Raw genomic sequence first — 21,834 nt, forward strand, 5'->3', positions numbered from 1 at the left:
CCACGAGCATCCCGTACCCGCTCCCACCCCTCGACGACACAGAATCGGTCATGACGCTCACGATCTGGCTGCGGTCGACTCACCGCTGCGCTCCCACCAGCCAGTCCGCCAGCTGACGGTCGTCACTCAAAGCGATCAGCTGCACCAGACCCCAGCTGTCCTGGTGATTTGGAGCCAACCGCAGCCGCTCCTGCCAGTCATCGGCGTACTCCCGCAGAGCGTCGACCATCTCGTTCACAGCCTCGTCGAAGCCGGATCCGTCAGCCGCTATGGGTAGCCCCGGGATGAAGATCGACCACCCGCCCGCTTCCGCAACGACCTCCGCCTTGGAAGGGCACACCGCGGACAGGTATCGGCGCAGTCGCTCGACATCTACGACCGCAGCGCACCCGGCCGCACGACGCACGGTCGCGACCCGCCCCTCACCTGCGGCGTCGAGCAGCTCTTTCAGGTGCGTACGCGCTTCGGTGTAGCTCTCGTAGTGCACGGCGGACATGGCGACCTCCTTTGGACTCCAGGGAACCAGAGTGCTCCTCCCTCATAAGTACGTCAAGTACGTGAAGTACTTATTTCTTCTGGCTTACGCCTATGGGCGCGATCGGGGCAGACCTCGCGTGATCCGTTCCGCTCTGGCCCGCCTCCCGCCAAGGACACGAAGCGGTGGTTGCAGTTCTGGTTGCGTTCAGCTCCGCTCATGCCCGGTCGGAGCGCCATCCAGATAACCCTCCGCCGCAGGTCAGGACGTCCTTGGACCCCGCCGGATGGCCACACGAACATGTGGAAAGCGTGTTGGGGGCAACCCCTCACGAGTTCGAATCTCGTATCCTCCGCCAGTGCCTCACCGGGCACTTGAAGGCCCCGACCGGGAAACCGGCCGGGGCCTTCTGCGTTCCATGGCCTCAGTTCGAGTCTCGCTTATTTGCCTCATAACCGGACACTTCCCCGCGTTCCAGCCTCGATGGCCCATCCCTCGTACTCCCAAGGGTTCAGCAGGAGTGCGCCTGATCGCGCCAGATGCTTGATGTTGCGGCTCACCAACGTCCAGCCGTTCGCCAGGGCAGTGGCGGCGATCAACGCATCGGGTGGATCGATGCTGGTTCCGGCACTCTTGAGCCTCCGGTGAAGAGCGAGGTATGCGAGTGCCTCCCGCTCGCCGACTGCGGCGATCCGGTCGCGGTACTGATCACGGATGTCCGTGAGCGCCCGCTCGAAAGCGGTACGCCGCACTGGATCAGGTGTTCCCTCAATGCCTGCTTCGATCTCCGCGACCGTGATGACGCTCAGGTAGAGGGCAGGGGACGGAACCGAGCGAGCCCAGGCGACGAAGGCCGGGGCGGGCTTCGGCCGGGTGGTGATCTCGGCGACCACATTGGTGTCGAGTGGATAGATCACTCGCCGTCCGCCGCATCGTCGTAGGACCGCTGCCCGAACTCCAGACCCTCGAACGGGGCCGCCGTAAGCCGCTCAAGGAATCCGTCGCTGCCCAGGGTCGCCCAGCGGTGAAGCATGTCAGGCAAGGCATCGATGTCGGTGTCGGCCAGCTCGGCATCGAAGTGCCCAAGCTGGTGCTCGGGCAGAGACTCCCGGATCTCCCGGATCGTCCGTAGGGGATGGGACTGAGGATGGGACTCCTCGGGTCTGCGCGGCGGGAGCGGCAGATTCGGGGCAGTGCTCATGATCGGCTCCTCCACGCTGTGGTCACGGGCTCATGCCTCAATACCACCCTAGGCCGGGCGGCCCTGGAGAGGGCCGGAAACAACCCGAATCCGAGCTTTGACGGGACCCATCCGCCGAGTCGCCGCCGGCTGTGTCCGGCAGCCGCCGTCTGCCGACGACAGCGATGCCCCTTTCGTTGGAACCAGCTGAACGAAGCTGCCGGGCTGGACACAATGGGGAGCGCCGCCCTGTAGCCGGTTCGTGACACGTAGCGTGCACCGCGTCATTGGCACATGACGAAGATCAGCTGTCGTCCCCTCCACCGAAGGTAGCGAATGACGCAGAGCTCAGCCGTCAGAGCCGGACGCTTCCACATGGGGCGTTTGTCCGAGGGGCGGCCCCAGGCCCTGGATGCCTGGCGTGTCACCACCGACGATGCCGATGTGGCCGCCCGTGTCGCCGGCTTCCTGGGTGGTGAACCTCAACCGAACGAAGGGGGAGGAGGTGGCCTTGGCTACGAAGTGCTGACGAGCCGCGAGAGCGTACGCGTTCTCCTGGACGGACCTGACGCGGTGGCGGCTCATATGGTCCTCCGGGGTAGTACGGGCATCATCCACGAGTGCGACGGCGTGGAGTTCCTGTCACCGGTAGAGAAGAAGGGCCAGCCCTGCGGCTGCCCTCCACTCCTTGAGGACAGGAAGCTCGCGGCCAGAGACGGGCGTGGCCCAATGCCCTCCGTCGACATCACCTTCCGGATCGCAGCAGCACCAGTGCTCGGCGCGTTCCACTTCATGACGGGCTCGTGGCAGCTTGCCGCGCAGCTCTCCGTCCTGACGGACGCGCTGGAACGTGTCGACGGCCCGGCCGTCTGCGACCTCACCATGGAGCTCGTCGTCTACACGACCAAGACGGGCAGAAGCGTCGGCTGTCGAAAGCCGGTGGTCACGGTGCTCGGCAGCTCCGACACCGTTGCGCCCGAACCCCCGCCGACGGCCGAGCCCACGCCTGCTCCAGCACGATCCGCACCCCGCCGCAAGGGCAGGCCGGTCCCTGAGCCCACCACCGCGTCCACGCCAGAGTCGAGCCACTCGGTCAGCGTGGATGCCGTTCTGCTCCGCCATGCCGCCCAGGTGCTGGGCACCGGCGACCACCAGGAAACCGTCATCGCCGCCCTGTCCGAGATCGTGGCAGGACGGCAGCAGACCACGGAGCTTGCCCGGCTGCGAGAGCATGTCGGACGCATCGCCGCCATCGCGGGGCAAGCGCTCCAAGGCCGGAATTCCTCACTCACCTGACCGGCTCCGACCGTCTCGCAGTGATCACCGGCAGCCGGGGCAGGCTGGTCTCAGTCCTGGTCTCATTCACCTCCGTCCGAGACTGTTCGGACGGGTCTGGACCGAACGCTCCGCCGCAGGCCAGGCGGTCTCACTTATCTCCGACAGTCATCACATCTCGGGCGGCATGTCGAGACCGTCGGCAATCTGCCCGTCAGTAGCTCACCCTCGGGTGAACCCGTCCGTACGGCACCTGCGGACCGATGGAATGCGCAATCCTTGGTCCCGGTGCGGGCCGGATCTGGCCCTCTTGTACGTTCCCGGCCGGGCGAGGTGCTGTCATGACGTCCCGATCCACACTGACCGCCTGGCTGGCCAGTCTCGACGGCGCGCGGCTGGCACGCGTCATCGTGGCGCGGAAGGACGCTGTGGCCTCTCCGGAGCCCCGCTCGATGGGGGAAGTGGCGGAACGCCTTCAGCGGCCGGGGTCGGTGGCGCTCGCTCTGCCGCAGCTCCCGCTGCCGTGCGTGCAGGTAGCCGAAACGCTGGCCGCCTTGGGGACGTTGTCGCGCGGCGCCCTGGCGAGGGCCCTGGGAGCGACGGCGCCCGCTGCCGCCCGGGAACTCGACGTCGTATTGGAGGCTCTGGCCGATCACGCGCTGGTCTGGCCGGACGGTGACGGAGATCTCCACATGGCCGCGCCGTTGCGGCACGCATGGGACGCCCCCCTGGGGCTGGACGCTCCGCTGGAGAAGCTGCTGGAAGGCGTGACCTCCGAGGAGCTGCGCGGCATGCTCGTGGCACTGGGCATCAAGCCAGTCGGCACCAGGCAGCAGCGCGCGGCCGCTGTCCTGGAACACCACGGAGATCCGGAGCGCGTGGCCTCCCTGATCGTGAAGGCCCCTTCTGCCGCCCGGGAGCTGCTTCAGCGACGAGCGAAGTCAGTGTCGCCGCAGACGGAGTTCATCGTGTTCGGGGCTCCCGAGGCCGATTCCCTGCCGGGCGCGCGATGGGCCCTGGACCGGGGCTTCCTTGTCCGCGATCGCCACGGATATGGGAGGGACCTCATGCCCGCCGAGGTGGCGCTGGCGTTGCGCGGGCCCGACTGGCATGCCCCGTTCGAACCCGTACCGCCCGCCACGGAATTGGTGTCCGTCACCGCTGTGGAGGTGAACCGAGAGGCAGCAGCGGCAGCCACGGCCTTCGCGGCCCACGCCGCCTCGGTCCTGTCGGTCTGCTCGGCGGCTCCACCGGCCCGGCTGAAGTCCGGTGGGATCGGCGCGCGTGAACTGGGCCGGACCGGCAAGGCGGCACATGCCGTTGACGTGGTGGTGCGCATCGCCTTGGAGAGCGCGTACTCGGTCGGACTGCTGGCCGCGGACGGCCACCGCATCACGCCCACCAAGGCGTACGACGCCTGGGCGGCGCAGGAACCCGCGGCCCAGTTCGCCGTGCTGCTCCAGGCATGGTGGAACCTGCCGCTCACCCCGTCCCAGGCCCGTGACGCGGACGACAAGGCGCTCCCCGCCCTGGCCGGAGCAGCTCCCTGCGACGGCTGCCTGCAGGCTCGAGGTGGGCTCCTCACCGCCGCGGCACGGCTCCCGGAGGGGCTGGGCGTGCAGGTCGCCACGGATCTGGGCCCGCTCGTGGCATGGCACCGCCCACTCGCCCACCCGTCATTCCAGGATGAGACACCATTCGCCACCGCGGTCCGCGAGGCCGAGCTGTTGGGCGTCATCGCCCGAGGCTCCATTTCCCCGCTCGGTGCGGCTCTGCTGGCCGGTGACGCCGAGGAACTGGCCGCCGCGTGCCGGCGACTGCTGCCCGAGGCCACCGGCACAGCCCGGCTCGGCGGCGACCTCACGGCCGTCGTCAGCGGCACGCCCGCGGCACGCCTCGCCGATCTCCTGGACGCGACCGCGGACCGGGAGACCAGCGGGACGGCCTCGGTATGGCGGTTCAGCGCCAACAGCATCCGACGGGCCCTGGACACCGGCCGCACTCCGGACGAGGTCTCGGCCGAACTGGCCGCCATCGCGGCGGGGTCCCTGCCACAGCCTCTGTCCTACCTCATCGCCGATGCCGCACGCCGTCACGGCCGTGTGCGCATCGCCCCCGCCGCCTGCGTCATCCACGGCGACGAACCGGCGCTCCTGGCCGAACTCGCCGCCCACCGAGGACTTGCCCCGCTCGGGCTGCGGCGGCTCGCGCCGACGGTGCTCGTCAGCGCCGCCGCGCCTGACCAGACCCTGGCCGCGCTCCGGGACCAGGGCTATGCCCCCGTCGCCGAGGCCGCGGACGGGACCGTACGCATCGAGAAGGTCCCACCTCGGCGGGCCGCCGCTGTTCCGACGCCACGGAGGGCCTCCGCAAAGGCCGGCACAGGACGCGCGGCGCACCGAGCGGCAGAGGCGTCGACGGTCGTCGACTCACACACATTGGCGGCCCGGCTGCTGAACGCCCCGCCAACCGCCCCGGAGCCCGATCCCTTCGGCACCGGAGTCCCCTTCGGGACGGATACCGAGGAGATCGTCGCCGGGTACGCCAGGCAGCTGACGTACGCCGACGTCCGCCAGCTCGGCCACGCCCTCGACGCCGGCACCGCCATCACGGTCGAATACGTCGCCGCCTCGGGCAGCCGCACCGTCCGTACCCTCAGCCGCCTCGAACTCGACCCGCCCTACCTCGAAGCGTGGTGCCACCTGCGGGACGCTGAACGAGTCTTCACGCTGTCCCGCATCCACAGCGTCATGCCGGTGTAGGCCAGGCCGCGCACACAAGGTCAGCGCTGCAGCCCGAGGATCAGACGAACCGAGCCCTCCACGCGGTGCAGTTCACCCGGAGCAAGCAGCCCCAGCTTCCGTCGCAACCGCGACTTCGCCACCGTGTGAAGGTCCGCGCAGTTCACGTACGACTCGTCGTACTTCGTCAGTCCGGCGTCAGGCCCGATCGGAACATGCGTGACCTGCGGACCCGATGTGCCGGTGATCAGCGCGACCGTCACCGAAGCGAGCGGCTCCGCGATCCGGTTGACGGTAAGGACGACGACGGGGTGCGGCCCCACCGGTTGTGGCAGTGCGCAGACCCACACCTCGCCGCGAAGCGCCGTGCCCGGGTTCACCACTGCATCTCGTCGGCTGCCGCAAGCTCTTCGTCATCCGGCTCGACCACACCCTCGGGCAGAGGCGCACCCTGCTCCTGGTAGAAGGCACGGATCTCCTCGGCCGCCCCTACCTCGGCCGCTTCCCGCGCCAGGAGCCTCAGCCCTTCGCGAAGAGCATCCGAGGTCGAGTTGAGGTGCAGGGTCCGCATGACCTCCTGAAGGGCCTGCATCTCATCGCCACGGAGCCGGACCTGAGCCAGCCGACTGGGCCCGAGCACGGCCGCCGCCGTATTTCGCTTCACCGCCGTCACGGCGGCCTTCTTGGCCGCCCTCTTCTTGGGAGCTGCTGCGGTATCCACGCCTCCTCCAACCTGTCGTACAAATGTCATACACCTAGTGTGGAGGGAGAGACCGGCCCGGTCAAGGCAATCCCGCAGGGCAGCCCTCACCGCACAGGCAAGGCCAACGGGCAGGGCTCGCCGAGCGTCAGCCGGTACGCACCGCCGTAACCGTGAAGCGCTCGACCGAGGAGATGTGCCCGCCGGTGGACGCGACGATCGTCAGCACTGGGTCATCGGCGCCGGCGAACGACACGGACGCGTTCCAGGGCTGGGCGCTCCCGCCGGCCGCGGTGCAGCAGGAGGTGCCGAGCGGGGCCGTGGACGAGGGCTGGCGTACCTGCACGCGGACGCTCTCGTCCACACCGGTGATCCGGCCGCCGGTGTGCACCGGGGAGTGCACGATCGAGCCGTACGCGGGCATGGTCAGCGAGAACGTCGTGTCGTCGGTGCCCACGACCTCCCACGGGGCGTCCTGATCGGTGCCGTACCGCACGAGGTGGATGACCGCCGCGGTGCCCCTGGCGCCCTCGGGCGCGCTCAGCCCGACGCCGATCCGGGCATCCCGGCCACTGACGGTGCGCGCGGACACTCTGCCGACATCCTGGAAGCCGAGGTAGCCCTGGGTGAAGGAGAGCGCAGTCTGGTCCGGGTCGAGATGCCAGGGCTGGTGGCCACCGGAGTGGAAGGCGCGTTCCCACGCCTGGGCTTGGGCGAGCGTGGTGAACGGCCACATCGGCTGGAGGAGCGCGGAGCCGAGGGGCGGCGTGCCGCCGTCCGGCGCGGGGGTGGTCGGCGCGGGCGTACCGGGCGTACCGGGCGTACCGGGTGCGGTCGGAGCCGGAGAGGGCGCCGAGGACGTGCCTGGTACGGCGGACGGTGATCCCGACGTGGACGAGTGCCCGCCGGAGCCTCCGCAGGCGGTCAGCAGCATGCCGGTCGCGGCCGTTGCTGCGAGGAGTCGGGTGAGTCGGAGCCGGATGTTCATGGTGACCCCAGGGAATCGGTACCGGGTGTCGGCACCTCTCTGTGTTCATGGTGCCACCGGTCCGGTCCGCAGCGGCCCGCGCGGCGGGGTCGCGGAGCTACCCGGTGGCCACGGTCAGCGGCCGCCGTTGGAGCAGGTGCAGATGTCCGTCCGCGAAGGCCCATTCGAGGTCCTGCGCTCCCCCGAAGACCAGTACGCAGCGGGAAGCCAGTTCGCGCAGCTCGGTGAGCTGCGCGTCGTCGAGGCAGAGCGTTCGGACGCGTTCGGGGGGTACGGCGACCTGGCTGGTGCCGCCGAACGGTGCGGGCCGGACGGCGATGTCCTTCATTCCTGCGACGCGTTCCAGCACCCGGCCGCTACCGTCGATCCGGTAGCGGTCCGGGACTACCAGGCCTTCGACCACCGACTCGCCCAGCCCCCAACTCGCCTCGACCACCACGATCTCGGAGCCGTCGAGGGGATCACGGGTGAACAGGACGCCGGCGCAGTCAGCTGCCACCAGAGCCTGCACGACCACGGCGATGCACGGTGGCCCCACCAGCCCGAGTCGGTCGCGGTAGGCGAGCGCGGCGGGGGCGCGGGCGGACTCCCGTACGGACTGGACCGCCTCGGTCAGTGCCTCGGGGGTATTCACGTTGAGACAGCTGAGGTGCTGGCCGGCGAAGCTCGCCCGTGCCGAATCCTCGCCCGGGGCCGAGGAACGCACGGCCAGGGGCCGGCCCGGCGCCTGCGATCCGCCCGGCAGTCGGTCGACCGCCGCACGCAGCGCTTCCTGTGCGTCGGTGGTTCCCTCGGCGATCGCGTCCACGAATGGCCAGGAGAGGGCGAGGCCTGGAGGCACAGGCAGCCCGGCGCGGACGGCGATCGCGAGGTTTGCGGCCTTGCCGCCGTACAGGGCCTCGTCCGTTGCGGACCCGAGCGCCACCACGGCGGCACGCCACGTTCTCATGACACGACCGCCGCTTCTCCGGCCCGGCCATCCACGCGGACCCGGGCTCCGTCAGGGAGTACCGCAGTGGCATCCGTACAGCCGACCACTCCTGGGATCGCGAACTCCCGGGCGACGATAGCCGCGTGGGACAGTGCCCCGCCCCGGTCGGTGACGATCGCGCCGAGCAGCGGCAGGACGATGTTGAACGCGGTCGTGGTCGCGTTGGTCACCAGTACGTCGCCCGGCTGGAGTCGCCCGAACTCCGCCGCGCTGCGGATGACTCGTGCGGTGCCCTCGTAGACTCCGGGGCTCGCACCCAGACCGTGCACGGTCCGTCCCGCGGTACGCGCCTCCGGGGTGCCGAACATCGCCAGGACCACCGCCCCCATTGCCCGTTCCAGTCGGGCGGCGGCGGGAGGCAGCCATTGCGGTGGCAGCGGATCACCCGGGGGCGGCCCGAGAATGGGCGGGGCGTCGGCATACCGGGCCTGTTCCCGGTAGCGGGCACGCTCCGCCAGTTCGCCGGGGTCCGGGCCGTCGCCGGTACGGACCAGTTCGCGCAGCTCGGCGTAGTCGGCCTCGACCAAGTGGGCGGGGTCGGCGATCCGTCCGGTCCGGACGAGTCGCCGGCCGACGGCCAGGACGGCGCGGCGGGTGAGGCCGATGGCCGGGAGGTCGGCGAACGATCCGCGTTCGTCGCGCAGCCTGGACACCAGTCGGGCCTCGGAGAGCAGTTCATCGAAGCGGCCGCGGTGCGACGGGGGCACCGCGATGCGCAGCTCGGCCGCCAGGGCTGCCTGCTCCTCGGTTGCCCGCTCCTCGTTCGCGGGCGGCGGCCCGGCCAGCGTGGTACGGATGGCACTGACGACGAGACCCGGCAGCTCCACGACACAAGGGTCGCCTACGTCCTCACCGTTGACGGGACGCCAGCCCACCTGGTCGATGTACGCGGTCGCCGCGGCACCGGTCGGGGCCGGCAGCGCGCGCAGCGCGTTCAGTATCTGCGCGGGTTCGGCGGACGAGGCGAGCAGGTCGCGCGCCTCGCGGTCCGCGGCGACCGCCACCGTCAGCCGCGCGAGTTCTTCGCCGGCCGCCAGCGGGTCCGGGCTCGATCCGGCCAGCGGCGCAAGAATCTGCTCAGGGGCACGGCTGGTCCACTCCTGACAGTGCGACAGGAGATCGCCCATCGGCAGCAGAGCAGGCATGTTGAACAGATGGTGCACGTAGCCGGCCCACCGCTGGTGCTCGCGGCAGCGGTCGAGGTGGGCCAGCAGGCCGACGTCGTCCAGGGCAGCGGGTTCCACCCGCAGCAGTGCTCGATGGTCGGCCAGCAGCGACGGCTTCACCTCGCTGTCCCATCGGCGGAGGTCTTCGCGCCACAGCTTGTGCTCGAAGACCGTCGCGCTCGTCGCCAGCCGTTCCCGGATCCGCGGGTCGTCGGCCGCCATGCGCTCCCACGCCTCCCGCGACGGATGGCCCGAGACGTCCGGCGGTGCGCCCACTGGCCGGGGGCAGTAGTAGCTGAAGCCGTTGACAAACACCCAGTCGAGACGCTCCAGCAGCGAGCCGTACCGGCGCAGGCTCTCGCCGAAGCCCCGGTGGAACCCCTCCAGGTAGATCTCGGCGTGGAAGCGGGTGACAGGGCGTGTGAAGTGGGTGGCATCGAGGGACCAGGTACCCGGTCCCGGAGGGGCGAACGTGGGTGCGGCGGCAATGTTCATGACCTTCTCCTCCTCGCCGCTCGAATGATTCGACTGACCAGGTGGCTCAGGTGGCGGCCGTGCCTGCCGGACCCTCCGGATCGCGGTGGAGGGCATCGGTGAGGACCCGGACCGCCCAGGCGGCAGCCTCACCGGCCTCGGCTCCGTCGAGCCCTGCCTGCTCGCGCATCGCCTGCCATGCCGGTGCGCTCACCAGCAGGTAGAGAACCGCCACCGCGCGGCGCCGGGCCGTCGGGGAGGACGCGGCGGTCACCTCGGCAAGGGCCGTCTCCACGGAACTGAACCGGTGAGCCCGGCCCTGGCGCCGCAGCGGCAGGGCCGCCTTGGAGTTCAGCATGGCCCGGATCAGCGCCTCGTGCTCGTCGTACGAGCGGTACAGCTCCGGAATCGTCCGGCGCAGCCCTTCCAGGGTGTCCGGATAGGACAGCATGAGCACGTGGAGATGGGCTTGGGCCCAATCGCCCCATGCCCCGAACAATTCCTCCCGGGTCGGGAAGTGCCGGTAGACGGTGCGTACGGCGATCTTGGCGCGCCGTGCTACGAGCGGGATGGTGAGCTCTTCCACGGTCTCGTCGGCGATGGCCTCGGTGAGCGTCTGGAAGATCCTCTGCCGGGTCTGCTCCAGCTGCTCGGCGCGCAGCGGACTCTCGTACCGGCGTCTCTTATTCATGACACGTTGACGGTACTTCAATACACGCCAAACCGTCAAGAAACGGACATAATCGTCCATGCAGGGGGATGGGGTCGGAGATCATGCTGAACGAACATCCGGTCCTGACCATCCTGCCCGCCGCAGATCTGGAGCGGGCACGCGCAGTTCGAATCTCGTATCCTCCGCCACTGCCTCACCGGGCACTTGAAGGCCCCGACCGGGAAACCGGCCGGGGCCTTCCGCGTTCCCTGGTGAACGGGGGCGCGGTCCCGTCAGGAGTCCTGATGGAGGCGTGTCTCGTGGATCACCGGCACGGTGACGCCGAGCCCGGCCGCGACGAGGTCCCACGTCTGGCGGGCGCGAAGGGCGGAGGAGCACACGACGAGGTCGGGAACACAGTCGGCCTCGCGCAGCCGGCGACCGGCGGCCGGGGCGTCGCGGCGGCCGCGCGGGGCGAGTGGCCGCGCGGGGCGAGTGGCCGCGCGGGGCGAGTGGCCGCGCGGGGCGAGTGGCCGCGCGGGGCGAGTGGCCGCGCGGGGCGAGTGGCCGCGCGGAGTCCGCCACGTCCGGCCAGGCGGACGTGGCGTGCCGCAGGACGACCAGGCGCCGGGCGTTGCCCGAAGTCATGGCGTCGCCGGGTGCTGGTGACCCACCTCGCGCGCGAGGTCCAGCCCGAGGACGCGGTCGAGAAAGGCGAACGTCTCGAACTTGGCTCCAGCCGGCACATCGGCGCGCCTCGCCACGCTGACCAGCAGGTCCAGGACAGCGGGGACACCAAGATCATCGGCGAGCGCGGCATGAGCCAGTCGCAGCACATCGGCAGGGATCGGCCTGGACGGCTCCTGCGCCCAGTCGGCCACCTGCTGCCGCCAGTGCCGCAGCGTCCGTCGCGCCTCGGCGAGCGCCGCGCTGCTGACCGTGACCGGCGTGCGGTACGCGTGGCCGAGCAACAGCATCCTCACAGCCAGCGGATCGGCCCCCTCCGGGGCGAATTCGTCCAGGAGGCCCGAGGCGGGGCGATGGCCCTGGCCAGGGCCAGGGGCGCCCCCGCCCGGGGGCGCCGGGCTGACCTGGCCGACGTCGATCCAGGCCCCGCCGACGGCGTCCTGTGCGGCGGTGCCGTGAGCGAGCAGGTGCACGTCGGCAGTCGCACAGAACGCCTCGGTCAGATGGTGGACACCGACGGTGGCGGGCGGGTGGATACCGAGAGCCGCACTGGCGCGATCAAGCGCCTGGGCTTGCTCATGAGGCAGGTCCGGTGTGGTGAGGACCGTGCGGGACTCCAGGCCATGCAGCTCCGCGGCGCGCGCCAGTACGTCGCCGACCAGGGGCGCCCGCAGGTGCGCCGCGCCGATCCCGGTGTCGATGACCGGCAGGTGGACGCAGATGCGCAGCAGGTGACGGTGTCCGGAGGGGATCTCCACGAAGCGGCCGGTACGGGTGTCGGCAATGCGCAGCATGATGCGGAGGCTAGTACCGGAAACCTCCGGTACGGGGGAGGACCTGCCTCGGGCGCACGATCAGATCTGGACCACGTGAACGTCCTGGGCGTCCAACACCTTCAGATACGCCGCGAGGTCGACCGGATCACTGGTGAAGACCACAGCGCTGCCGTGCCTGACGGCAGTCAGGGCGACCAGCGCGTCCACTGCGTCCGGGCGTTTCTTCGGCAGTAGTTCCGCCCCGCCGAGCGCGCTGCCTACGCGCTGCCAATCGGTGAGGTCCGGTCCGGTCGCGCACATGATGCAGGCTGTCTGCCCTGCGTTGGTGGGGCGCATCGCGGGGGCCGAACCGCGAGCCTGCGGCACCGTACAGTCCTTGAGGACACCGGACATGGCGTGCACAGTGGCCGGGTCGGGCCGCCACACTTGGGCCAATACCGGCCCGAGTACGACCGCTCGGTGGGGCGTGTCCCTGAGCCCCGCGTGCAGACGTACCGCCTTGGCCTTTCGGTCGGAGAGCGCGATGAGCATGCCGGTGTCGTAGACCGGCACCCGCACCGTCACGCGGCACTGCCTGGACGAGCGGCAGAGCTCTCGGCTCCGTAAATGAGCTCCATGGCCTCCCGCACCTCCCGCCGTTCCTCTTCGGTGAGATCGTCCTCGGCAACATCCGGCAGCGTCGGCAGTGAAGCGGCTTCCGCCTCAGCGGCGGCGATCACCGCATCGATTCGGGCGAACTGCGCCTCGGCGGCTTCCACCTCCGCCATCTGCCGCGTGGCCGCGTTGACCAGATAGGCAGAGACATCCATGCCCGCACGTTCCGCGTGGGCCCGGATGCGCTCGGCGTGATCGCGATCGAGGCTGATGCTGATTCTCGTCTTCGCCATGCCGTGAGTGTATGACGCGTATTACGGCATGCCAAGCGCATTCACCCCAAGGCGGGCGACCCGCCCCCGCCTCATCCCGCCGTGGTTGCGGTTCTGGTTGCATTCACCCCCGCCCGGCGCCGTTCCCGCGCAGGGACCTCGTGGCCGAGAGCACCGTACCGGCCGCCGACCTGGAGGCCGCCGAGAACGACCCCGACGCCGGGAGGGCTGACGATGTGTGGTTCGGTGATCGTCCTCCTGCGGCGGTGACGGTCCGCCGCCGCCCTATCAGCCGCGCCGACCTATCAGCCGAGCGGCGGCTCGGAGGCCAACTCGGCCTTCCGCCGGGCCTCGTAGGCCGCGAGGTCCCGCTTGATCTCCATTACGACCTCCACCGGAATCCTGACGGGCGCGCAGTACAGGGCGTCGCAGGAGCGCGGGTACGTGCCGTCGATCAGGGACACCCCGCTGAGCACCAGGCCGCAATTGTCCTCGATGCCGGTGCAGAGCACGGGGTGGAAGAAGCAGTCCTCGTAGACGTCCCCCACCCGGATGCCCGCCGGGTTCCGGGGGTCTGTCGCCTCGCTCATGCGGCCCAGCCTGTCACGGGCCGGGCCGGCCGCGACAATGGCCGGATGGACGACGGGGTGTTGCTGATACCGGCGCGGCCGACCGCCACGGCCGGGCTGCTCGCCGGGGCGGCCGCCCTGCGGGGGATGGAGGTACGGGCCCTCGACGCCGGGCCCGGGGCTCTATCGGCCGCGTTGACCGGGCGGAGCGTGCACTGGTGCGGCGGGCCCGCCGCCGGGGCCCGGGTGGCCGGGCCGCTCGGGATCGGGTTGCTGGAGCCGCCGGACGACTGGCTGGCCGGGTTGCCGTGGTGGGCCACCGGGCGCGGGATCCGGCTGACCGGGCTGGGCGAGGCGCGGGCGAGCCTGCGCGGGCCCGCCTTCGTGAAGCCGCCGCGCGAGAAGTCCTTCCCCGCCGCCGTATACGCGGACGGTTCCGCACTGCCCGAACTGCCCGCGGACACCCCGGTGCTGGTCTCCGAGGTGGTGGACTTCGCCGCCGAGTACCGGCTGTTCCTGCTGGACGGGGGGATCGCCGCCGCGAGCCGCTACGCCGTCCACGGGCGCCTGGACTCCGCCCCGCTGGACGCGGATCCCCGGGCCCCGGAGGTACGGGCCTTCGCGGCCCGCCTGGCTGCGGAGGCAGGCGGCGGCCTGCCGAGCGCGGTTACCGTCGACATCGGGTTCATCGCCGGCGGCGCGGGCTCCGGGGGCGGCCGCCCGGCGGTGGTGGAGGCCAACATGGCCTGGTTCTCGAACTGTTACGCCGCCGACCCGTCCGGCGTCCTCGACACAGTCCTGCGCGCGGCCGGCCCCCGCGAGCGGGTCCCGGGGGCCGACCTGGCCTTCGTACGCGTCTAGGCCTCTTTCGGATCTTGTCGGCCGAGCCCGCGGTGCCCGGCACCGCACCTGCCCGGTGCCGGGCGCGGTCCGGAGCGTCGGGGTGGCGCTGCCTAACCGTGGGGGATCAGGGCTACCGGGGAGCGGGCGTAGTGGGCTACCGCGTGGTCCGTGGGGCCCAGGCCGTGGAGGGGGCGGTGGCGGCGGCGGCCGACGACCAGAAGGTCGGCCGCCGCGGACTCGTCGACCAGGACGTGCGCCGCCTCGCCCGGGCGGCTGACGCACTCGGCCGCCACGCCGGGATGGCGCGTCGAGACGGCGGCCACCGCGGCTTCGAGCTGCTCCGCCGAGGCCCCCGCACCCACCGCGCGCACCGCCTGCACCGCACGCAGCGGCAGCCCGTGCGTCGCCGCCCACGCGAAGCCGAAGTCGAGCACGGAGGCGTAGTCGCCCGCCGGGTCCACGCCGACGACGACCCCGAGCCCGCGCCGGCCGCGCTCGGCGGGTTCCCGGACCAGGACGACGGGGACTTCGGCGCGCCCCGCGACGTGCAGCGCGGTGGAGCCGAGCAGCGCGACCACGTGGTGGTTGTGGCCGCTCGCGCCGAGGACGATCAGCCGGGCCTTCGACCGGGCGGCCGCGCGCGGCAGCTCGCTGCCGGGCCCGCCCTCCGCGGTGGCCGTCTCGACGGCCAGCCCGGGGTAGGCGGAGCGGAGTTCCGCGGCGAGCGAGGACAGCACGGTCACGATCGCGAGCTCGCTCTCGCCGAGCACGGGCACGAACTCGGGGGAGATCGGCTGAATGACCGGCCAGGCCTGGCCGACGTGGAGCAGATGGAGCGGAGCCCCCGCCGACCAGGCCTCCCGGGCCGCCCAGCGGGCAGCGGCGAGGCTGCGGAAGGACCCGTCGAATCCGACGAGGAAGGGGAGGGACGGGTCGGCGCCGGAAGCTGGGGCGGGCTCGGAAGCCGGGGCAGGCTCGGAAGCCGGGGCAGGCTCGGAAGGCTCGGAGGGCTGGGCAAACGGGAGGGACATCGGCGGCACCCTTCTTTCCATGCCGCGGCCATTTCCTGGTCGCATCTACGACGCTACGCCCCACGCCCCATTTGCCCCCTTCGCGAACTCGGTCGCGGACTCGGTCGCGGACTCCGCCACGAGCTCCGTCACGGGCTCGGCGACCCGGTGAACCCTGCCGGTCACCGCACTAGGCTGCGCACGTGCCGTCGTCCTCCATCGGGCAGGCTGCCGGCCTGCTGCGCGTAAGCCCCGAGACCGTCCGCCGCTGGGCCGACGGGGGCGGCTGCCCGCGCGCCGCGACCCCGACGGGGTGCGGACCGTGGACGGCGTGCTCCTTGCCGCCTTCGCCAAGGAGCGGGCCGCGGGCCTGCATCCGGTGCCGGAGGCCGCCGCCACCACCTCCGTGCGCAATTCCTTCGCCGGGATCGTCACGGCCGTCCGCCTCGACGAGGTCGCTGCCCAGGTCGAGATCCAGTCGAGCCCGCACCGCGTCGTGTCCGTGGTGACCCGGGAGGCCGTCGAGGAGCTCGGCATCGCGGTCGGGGTCACCGTGACGGCCCGGGTGAAGTCCACGGACGTCCACATCGACCTGGCGTTCTGAGCGGGGCCGGGACCAAGAGACCGCCCAGCGCAGAAGTGGGGCAGCTCCACCGGAGCTGCCCCACTGAAAACGGTCTGGGCCGAGCTCTAGGACACCGTGAAGTAGCCGAGGAGGTCGGTGATCACGTGGTTGCCGCCGCCGTAGCTGTTGAAGATGCTGACCTTGCCGGACGCGACCGGGGTGGTCACGTGGTTCGGGACCGTGACGCCGGGGAGCGTGTTGAGGCTGCTGGCCCCGGGGAGGGTGCCGCCGTAGCCGTACGCGGTCAGGAAGCCGGGGCCGGTGGAGTCGGTCGCGGTGACGTTCAGGACCGCGCCCACGGCGTTGGACGGCAGACCGGAGACGGTGGTGGTCGCGCCGGCCGCGACCTTTCGGGTCGTGCGGGTGTCGGCGAGACGATTGGGCACGACCGGGGTGAACAGCGCCTTGCCGTCCTTGCCGTAGTAGCCGACCGCGTCCAGCACCAGGTGGGTGGAGCCGGAGTTGGTGTAGAGCGTGATGGTGCCGTTGGGGCCGACCGGGACGATGGCCTGGTTGGACTTGTCCTTGCCCGGCTCCACGTTCAGGTTCGAGGTCGACGGACGCTTCGCCGGGTCCGGGTACGCGATCACGTGCGCCTGCTCCGTCGCACCGGTGCCCGTCAGGTTCAGCGCGACCGCCGTGGCGTCCGCCGGGATGCCGTTGACGCCAGCGACCTTGACCGTACGGGTCTTCCCGCCGCCCAGCGCACCACCGGCCGTACGGGTGTCGGCGACACGGGTCGGGGCGAGCGGGGAGAAGCGCTGGCCGATGTTCGGCTGGTAGTAGCCGACGAAGTCCACGATCAGCGACGCCCAGCCCGAGTTGAGCTGCGCCTGGATCTTGCCGTCGGCACCGACCGGGACGGTGACGGTGTTGGACGAGGTGCCGCCCGCGCGGACGTTCACGTTCGAGGTCGCCGGACGCGGCTGGCCCGACGGCCACACGGTGAGGTGGGTGTCCTCGCTCGCACCGGTGACCGTCACGTTGAGGACCGCCGAAGCCATGCTCGCCGACAGGACGTGGTCCGGTACGGCGAGGCCTGCCGGCAGGGTCACCGGTACGGGGTAGCCGCCCCGGACGGTGGTGTTGTTCGTGCGGGTGTCCATGAGGCGGAACGGCTCGGTGGCCACGTAGCCGGACGGGGCGTAGTCGACCTTCACGTTCCGGGTGGCCGTGGACTTGGCGCCCTTGGAGTCCTGGAGCGTCAGCGTCACCTTGTAGTCGCCGGGCTTGTCGTAGGCGTGCTCGAAGTCGGTCAGGTTGCCGCTGTGATCAGTCGCGCCGTCGCCGAAGTCCACGTCAACGCTCGTCACCGGCCACGGCGTCGCGCTGCCCCTGGTGTCGACGGTGACGGACAGCGGGGCCTCACGACCGATCGGGCTGTCCGAGGTCGGCAGGTCCCGCTGCGCGGTGAGCGCCGCGGTCAGCGGGCCGGCCGGCGTCGCCTTGATCGCCCAGGTCTCGGAGAGCTCCACCCCGGACTCGTTGACCGCCCTCACCTTCACCACGTAGTCGCCCGGCGAGCTGTACACATGCTCGGCGCTGGTCGCCTTGGTGACGACCGGTGCGGTCCCGTCACCGAAATCGAAGTGGTAGGTCACGGTCGTGGGCCACTTGTTGTCCACGGCGGCCGTCGCCTTCACGCTCGTACCGACCGGCGCCCACTTCTCGCTCACCGAGAGTTTGAGGCCTCGCATGACGTCATGGACTTCGGCGGCACCGCGGTCGATGTACCCGCCGTCCTTGCCGGTGTTGGCGACGTTCGGGTCGTCCGCGGCCGGGCTGCCGAAACGGTCGAGGGGAAACGCTCCCTGCGCCGTCGCATCCCCCGAGTCGATGGTGGGCGATCCGGCGACCGGGCCGACGCCGTCGACGGTCGGGGTCAGGATGTCGTGCGCGCCCTGTCCACTGGCGGCCGCGAAAGCCGCCACCGTCTGGTACCCGGTGCCGGACCAGCTGTAGGGGACCAGTCCGGCGGCGGGCTTGCCCGCGATCAGGTTGTAGTCGGCGCGGGTGCCGGCCGTCGCGTTCGGCGCAACCGTGATGCCGGTGCGCTGTTCGGCGGACTTGCACTGCGGGTCGCCGCCCGCGATGTAGAGGACGTTGTTGACCAGCGCCGAGCCGGTCGAGGTGCCGCTGACCGAGACGGCCGCCGCACAGGTACTGGTGAGGGTGTTGTTGGTGATGACGGTGCCGGGCGCGTCCACCACGGTGACCACCGACTGCTTGCGGCTGTGGACCCTGTTGCGGCTGAGTACCGTGCGCTGGGCACCGCCGTCGACCTGGATGCCGTCGAACGAGCTCCACCTGGCGCGCACGTCGGTGCTTTCCTTGCCGACGGCGAGGCCGAGGGAGACGGGATCGGCCGAGTCCCCTCCGTGGAGGTTCTCCAACGTGACGTCATGGGAATTCTCGACGCGCACGCCTCCCAAGACGGTCAGCCCGCGGAACACCATGTGGGAGGCCCCGCTGATGGTCAGGCTCTTGGGCATGAAGGCGCGGTGGTCGTATTCGCCCTCGCTCGCGGCGGCGAAGGTGATCGGCTTGCCCGGCTCTCCCGAGCGGTCGACGGTGACCGCGTCGGAGTAGGTCGTGTCCGCCTCGATCCGCACGGTCTGGCCCGGCAGGACCACCTTGGCCGCCGCGGCTATCGAGCAGAACGGGACGGCCTGCGAACCGGTCCCGCTGTCTGAGCAGTGGGAGTCGACACCGCTGTTCACGTAGAGATCGGTCGGAGTGTCGGCGGCGACGGCGGCAGCCGGCATGCCGAGAAGAGCGACGAGACCTGCGGTCAGCGAGGCTGCCGCACGGGTGGGACGCACCAGGAGTTCCTTCAAGGGAGAAGCGACGTGAATTCAGCGCGGGTGCGGCGCCGCACGACTGGATGAAAATTCCTGTCCCCCAGCGACAGTCGGGCGCACGCGAACCGCAGAAGCCTTCGACCATCATCCATTGCCCTAAACCCCCCGGTCAACGGCCTATCCGACGGGGCCTGCGTGACCGGAACGTGGAATCCAGGGTTCCCGTGAACCAGGCCCGTGGACCGTGCCCGTGGACCCCATCCATGGGCCATCTCCGACATCCGACCCAAGCCTGATGAAATCCACCCCGCCCGGAGGGGAAAACACGTACGAGGAAAAGCGCCCGCCGGATCCCGTGTCACCACGACGCGGTGACCCACGATTTTTCTTTTGCTGCGCAGTACCGGGCAGAAATTACCCACCAAACCCCTCCTGTCCTCCCGCTGCGGCCTCGTCACTCACACGGGTGACAAGGCCGAACTGGGCTGGATTTCACGGTGGTTGACTGGCATATGCTCTGGCCCACAACCCCAGACATGAGACGGCCCCCGCCGGGACGGCAATCCCGGGCGAGGGCCTCACCAACGAGGAAGACAGACCTTCCAGATGGCTTCTGAGCACCCTAACGCGCGCCCGGTCTTCCCGTCCGGGGTACGCCACGCCCACGTCCGTCACACGTCGCACTACACGGTGATCGGCAACCACCTCACCCAGCACCGCGAGTTGTCACTGACCGCGATCGGCCTCGCCGCGCACATCCAGTCGCTGCCCGGCGGCTCCCAGGTCGGCATCAAGGCGCTCGCCAAGCGCTTCACCGAGGGTGAGATCCGGATCGCTTCCGCCCTGCGGGAGCTGGAGCGCCACGGGTACCTGAGCCGGACCCAGGAGAAGCTGCCGGGCGGCAAACTCATCACCCGAACGGTGTCCTACAACCGCCCGGGGGGCCTCCCCGAGCCGGACCCCGCACCGCCGCCACCACCGCCGCCACCACCGTCTCCGCCGTCTCCGTCTCCGTCTCCGCCGTCTCCGTCACCGCCGCCCTCGTCACCGCCATCTCCGCCGTCTCCGTCTCCGTCACCGCAGCCCTCGTCACCGCAGCCCTCGTCACCGCCGCCGCCACTCCCCCGTGTCCGTACCGAGGAGCCGCCTCCGGCGCCCGATCCCGAAGCCGAGCCCGAGCTCTGGTACGACCTCGACGCCGAGCCCGAGACGGAGCCCGACCCCGAGACCGAGCCGGAGTTCGGGTACGACCCCGACGCCGAGCCCGACGCCGAGCCCGACCCCGAGGCACCGGCACCCGTACGGGAACCCGCGCCGCCCACCGTCATGTCCTCGCTGCCCGCTCCGGAGGAGGTCATCCCCTCGCGCCGTGCGGCCGCCAAGGCCCTCCTCGGACGGCTGCGCCGCATCGACCGGCGCCTCCTGCTCGGCGAGCGGGACATCGACCGGCTCGCCGGCGGCGTCGAGGCCTGGCTGGAGCGGGGGGCCTCACCGGACGCCGTGGTCACCGCGCTCACGGCGAGCCTGCCGGAGCCGCCCCGCAATCCGGCAGGGCTGGTCGCGTACCGGCTGACCCGGCAACTGCCACCGGCCCTCGGACCGGTCTACCGCGAGCTGGCGTACGTAGCACCGGACCCGTTCCAGACCTGCGAGACGTGCGAGCTCGCCTTCCGCAGCCGCACCCGGGGCAAGTGCCGCGGGTGCGCCGCGGAATCCGCGGCCTGAGAGCGGCACGAAAGGCAGCCATGGGCCGGGATCTGCCAGGTAGAAACGGTGCTGTCCCGGGCCGAGCTGGACGCCGGCTTCGCCGGGAGTCCGATGCTGCTGGCCACCCGCCTCGACGGCGAAGACCTCGACGAGGCGGGCGTGCAGCTGGTGGTCCCCTCGGACCGGTGCGGGGCGCGCTACGTCAGCGCGGTCACGCACGTGTGGTTCGGCACGCTGTCACCGCCGAGCCCGGGCTCGTGGGACGGGCTCAGACCGTCGCGAGGCTGATCTCGGTGGACTTGATCAGCGCGACGACGGAGGACCCGGCAGTGAGGCCGAGCGCCTCGACGGCGTCCTTGGTGACGGCGGCGGTCAGGCTGCCCGCGTTCACGACCACCTTGACGGACGCCATGGCGCCGCCGATGACGACGTCGGCCACCGTGCCGGCGATCTGGTTGCGGATGGAGATGCCCTCGACGGCACCGGTGGCGAGCGCGACCTCGGTGGCCTTGACCAGAGCCTTGACCGCGGAGCCCTCGGCGAGGCCGAGGTCCTTGACGGCGTCGGTGGTGATGGCGGCCGTGATCTCCTCGCCGCCCTCCAGGCGGACCTTGACCGTCGCCATGGCCTCGCCGGCGGTGACGGCGGTGACGGTGCCGGCGAGCTGGTTGCGGATGCTCAGGGTCATGACTGGTTCGACCTCTTACTTCGACGGTTCGTACGGACCGGGGGGTACCGCACAAGATCGACGCTATGCGCGCTTCGGTCGACTCGCGTTCAGGGCGTCGCATCCGCCAACCGGAACCACCCGAGCGGCTGGCCGATGCGCTCGAAAAAGAAATCTTCGGGAAGGTGTCACACCTGCCGGGCGGCGCGGGTCAGTGCGGTGAAGAACAAAAACACCGACCGGCCACTGACCGGACACCGACCGAGGAGCACCTCTCATGAACATCGCCGCCACCGTCGTCGCCGTCCTCGCCGCCGCCATGTCGGGCTTCTCGGGCTACTCGCTCCTGAGCCGCGCCTCGTGGGTCGTGGAGGCCATGGAGGAGTACAAGGTCCCCAAGGCCTGGTGGACCCCCCTCGGCGCGGCCAAGGCCGCCGGAGCCGTGGGCCTGCTGATCGGCCTCTTCGTCCCGGTCATCGGCATCGCGGCGGGCATCGGCCTGGTCCTGTACTACGCCGGAGCCGTCATCACCGTGATCCGCGCCCGCTCGTACAAGCACGTCCCCTTCCCGGTCATCTACATGGCCCCGGTCCTCGCGGCCTTCGCCCTCGGCTTCGCGGCCTAAGCCTTGATCCACCGAC

General features: G+C 70.8%; 23 protein-coding genes and 3 pseudogenes. 9 read left to right on the forward strand and 17 right to left on the reverse strand.

What is annotated here, in order from left to right:
• Positions 1-79 precede the first annotated feature (79 nt).
• From J7F03_RS00580 to J7F03_RS00590, 3 genes are all read right to left on the reverse strand, one after another.
• Positions 80-496 (reverse strand): prevent-host-death protein, encoded by a 417-nt coding sequence (locus J7F03_RS00580; RefSeq protein ID WP_214946607.1) that lies wholly within the window; start codon positions 494-496, stop codon positions 80-82.
• 428 nt (positions 497-924) lie between these two features.
• Positions 925-1,392: a type II toxin-antitoxin system VapC family toxin gene (locus J7F03_RS00585; protein WP_214946608.1), complete on the reverse strand. Its 468-nt coding sequence runs from the start codon at positions 1,390-1,392 to the stop codon at positions 925-927.
• Entirely contained in the window at positions 1,389-1,676 is a 288-nt protein-coding gene (locus tag J7F03_RS00590) for a hypothetical protein (protein WP_214946609.1), read from the reverse strand. Before J7F03_RS00590 ends, J7F03_RS00585 begins: the two co-directional genes overlap by 4 nt.
• Before the next feature lie 315 nt (positions 1,677-1,991).
• Between J7F03_RS00590 and J7F03_RS00595 the strand changes: the two genes are divergently transcribed.
• Both J7F03_RS00595 and J7F03_RS00600 read left to right on the forward strand, forming a co-directional pair.
• Positions 1,992-2,951, forward strand: a complete 960-nt coding sequence (locus tag J7F03_RS00595) for a hypothetical protein (protein WP_214946610.1) — start codon at positions 1,992-1,994, stop codon at positions 2,949-2,951.
• Positions 2,952-3,271: 320 nt separating this feature from the next.
• Positions 3,272-5,692 (forward strand): helicase-associated domain-containing protein, encoded by a 2,421-nt coding sequence (locus J7F03_RS00600; RefSeq protein WP_214946611.1) that lies wholly within the window; start codon positions 3,272-3,274, stop codon positions 5,690-5,692.
• A 20-nt stretch (positions 5,693-5,712) separates the two neighbouring features.
• Here J7F03_RS00600 and J7F03_RS00605 read toward each other — a convergent pair whose 3' ends face one another.
• The 6 genes from J7F03_RS00605 to J7F03_RS00630 all read right to left on the reverse strand — a co-directional run bounded on the left by J7F03_RS00605 (position 5,713) and on the right by J7F03_RS00630 (position 10,681).
• Entirely contained in the window at positions 5,713-6,051 is a 339-nt protein-coding gene (locus J7F03_RS00605) for a type II toxin-antitoxin system PemK/MazF family toxin (RefSeq protein ID WP_308365198.1), read from the reverse strand.
• A complete protein-coding gene (locus tag J7F03_RS40635; protein WP_251071201.1) occupies positions 6,048-6,392 on the reverse strand; it encodes a hypothetical protein in 345 nt (114 codons plus the stop codon). Before J7F03_RS40635 ends, J7F03_RS00605 begins: the two co-directional genes overlap by 4 nt.
• A 127-nt stretch (positions 6,393-6,519) precedes the next feature.
• A complete protein-coding gene (locus J7F03_RS00615) occupies positions 6,520-7,359 on the reverse strand; it encodes a hypothetical protein (RefSeq protein ID WP_251071202.1) in 840 nt (279 codons plus the stop codon).
• 97 nt (positions 7,360-7,456) lie between these two features.
• On the reverse strand, positions 7,457-8,308 hold the full coding sequence (locus J7F03_RS00620) for a PEP/pyruvate-binding domain-containing protein (RefSeq protein ID WP_214946612.1): 852 nt from the start codon (positions 8,306-8,308) through the stop codon (positions 7,457-7,459).
• Positions 8,305-10,011, reverse strand: coding sequence for a PEP-utilizing enzyme (locus tag J7F03_RS00625; RefSeq protein ID WP_214946613.1), 1,707 nt, complete (start codon positions 10,009-10,011; stop codon positions 8,305-8,307). The genes J7F03_RS00620 and J7F03_RS00625 overlap by 4 nt, the downstream gene beginning before the upstream one ends.
• Positions 10,012-10,057: 46 nt before the next feature.
• Positions 10,058-10,681 (reverse strand): TetR/AcrR family transcriptional regulator, encoded by a 624-nt coding sequence (locus J7F03_RS00630; protein WP_214946614.1) that lies wholly within the window; start codon positions 10,679-10,681, stop codon positions 10,058-10,060.
• Positions 10,682-10,744: 63 nt separating this feature from the next.
• On the opposite strand from J7F03_RS00630, the pseudogene J7F03_RS00635 reads away from it, so the two are divergent.
• Positions 10,745-10,851: pseudogene (locus J7F03_RS00635) on the forward strand.
• Positions 10,852-10,935: 84 nt separating this feature from the next.
• On the opposite strand, the gene J7F03_RS00640 reads toward J7F03_RS00635, so the two are convergent.
• The 5 genes from J7F03_RS00640 to J7F03_RS00660 all read right to left on the reverse strand — a co-directional run bounded on the left by J7F03_RS00640 (position 10,936) and on the right by J7F03_RS00660 (position 13,561).
• Positions 10,936-11,076, reverse strand: a complete 141-nt coding sequence (locus J7F03_RS00640; protein WP_374104249.1) for a hypothetical protein — start codon at positions 11,074-11,076, stop codon at positions 10,936-10,938.
• Positions 11,077-11,286: 210 nt separating this feature from the next.
• Positions 11,287-12,123 (reverse strand): hypothetical protein, encoded by an 837-nt coding sequence (locus tag J7F03_RS00645; protein ID WP_214946615.1) that lies wholly within the window; start codon positions 12,121-12,123, stop codon positions 11,287-11,289.
• A 60-nt stretch (positions 12,124-12,183) separates the two neighbouring features.
• Positions 12,184-12,636, reverse strand: coding sequence for a hypothetical protein (locus J7F03_RS00650; protein WP_251071203.1), 453 nt, complete (start codon positions 12,634-12,636; stop codon positions 12,184-12,186).
• 29 nt (positions 12,637-12,665) lie between these two features.
• A complete protein-coding gene (locus J7F03_RS00655; RefSeq protein ID WP_214946617.1) occupies positions 12,666-12,992 on the reverse strand; it encodes a ribbon-helix-helix protein, CopG family in 327 nt (108 codons plus the stop codon).
• Between the two features lie 284 nt (positions 12,993-13,276).
• On the reverse strand, positions 13,277-13,561 hold the full coding sequence (locus tag J7F03_RS00660) for a hypothetical protein (protein ID WP_214946618.1): 285 nt from the start codon (positions 13,559-13,561) through the stop codon (positions 13,277-13,279).
• Positions 13,562-13,606: 45 nt separating this feature from the next.
• On the opposite strand from J7F03_RS00660, the gene J7F03_RS00665 reads away from it, so the two are divergent.
• Complete coding sequence (locus tag J7F03_RS00665; protein WP_214946619.1) at positions 13,607-14,401, forward strand: ATP-grasp domain-containing protein; 795 nt, start codon at positions 13,607-13,609, stop codon at positions 14,399-14,401.
• Between the two features lie 92 nt (positions 14,402-14,493).
• Here J7F03_RS00665 and J7F03_RS00670 read toward each other — a convergent pair whose 3' ends face one another.
• Complete coding sequence (locus J7F03_RS00670; protein ID WP_214946620.1) at positions 14,494-15,414, reverse strand: universal stress protein; 921 nt, start codon at positions 15,412-15,414, stop codon at positions 14,494-14,496.
• Between the two features lie 182 nt (positions 15,415-15,596).
• On the opposite strand from J7F03_RS00670, the pseudogene J7F03_RS00675 reads away from it, so the two are divergent.
• A pseudogene (locus J7F03_RS00675) lies at positions 15,597-15,997 on the forward strand (molybdopterin-binding protein).
• An 86-nt stretch (positions 15,998-16,083) separates the two neighbouring features.
• Here the strand turns inward: J7F03_RS00675 and J7F03_RS00680 are convergent.
• A complete protein-coding gene (locus J7F03_RS00680; protein WP_214946621.1) occupies positions 16,084-18,840 on the reverse strand; it encodes a PKD domain-containing protein in 2,757 nt (918 codons plus the stop codon).
• A 585-nt stretch (positions 18,841-19,425) separates the two neighbouring features.
• Here J7F03_RS00680 and J7F03_RS00685 point away from each other — a divergent pair.
• Positions 19,426-20,544 carry a helix-turn-helix domain-containing protein gene (locus J7F03_RS00685; RefSeq protein ID WP_214946622.1) on the forward strand — a complete coding sequence of 373 codons (1,119 nt, stop codon included), beginning with the start codon at positions 19,426-19,428 and terminating at the stop codon, positions 20,542-20,544.
• 45 nt (positions 20,545-20,589) lie between these two features.
• A pseudogene (locus tag J7F03_RS00690) lies at positions 20,590-20,814 on the forward strand (molybdopterin-dependent oxidoreductase); the annotation flags it as partial.
• On the opposite strand, the gene J7F03_RS00695 reads toward J7F03_RS00690, so the two are convergent.
• Complete coding sequence (locus J7F03_RS00695) at positions 20,795-21,214, reverse strand: molybdopterin-binding protein (RefSeq protein WP_214946623.1); 420 nt, start codon at positions 21,212-21,214, stop codon at positions 20,795-20,797. The pseudogene J7F03_RS00690 and the gene J7F03_RS00695 sit on opposite strands and share 20 nt — an antisense overlap.
• Before the next feature lie 65 nt (positions 21,215-21,279).
• Between J7F03_RS00695 and J7F03_RS00700 the strand changes: the two genes are divergently transcribed.
• Both J7F03_RS00700 and J7F03_RS00705 read left to right on the forward strand, forming a co-directional pair.
• Positions 21,280-21,474: a hypothetical protein gene (locus tag J7F03_RS00700; protein WP_214946624.1), complete on the forward strand. Its 195-nt coding sequence runs from the start codon at positions 21,280-21,282 to the stop codon at positions 21,472-21,474.
• Entirely contained in the window at positions 21,471-21,818 is a 348-nt protein-coding gene (locus J7F03_RS00705) for a DoxX family protein (protein ID WP_214946625.1), read from the forward strand. The genes J7F03_RS00700 and J7F03_RS00705 overlap by 4 nt, the downstream gene beginning before the upstream one ends.
• Positions 21,819-21,834: the final 16 nt, after the last annotated feature.

The sequence above is a fragment of the Streptomyces sp. ISL-43 genome, assembly GCF_018614195.1.
Lineage (GTDB): Bacteria > Actinomycetota > Actinomycetes > Streptomycetales > Streptomycetaceae > Streptomyces.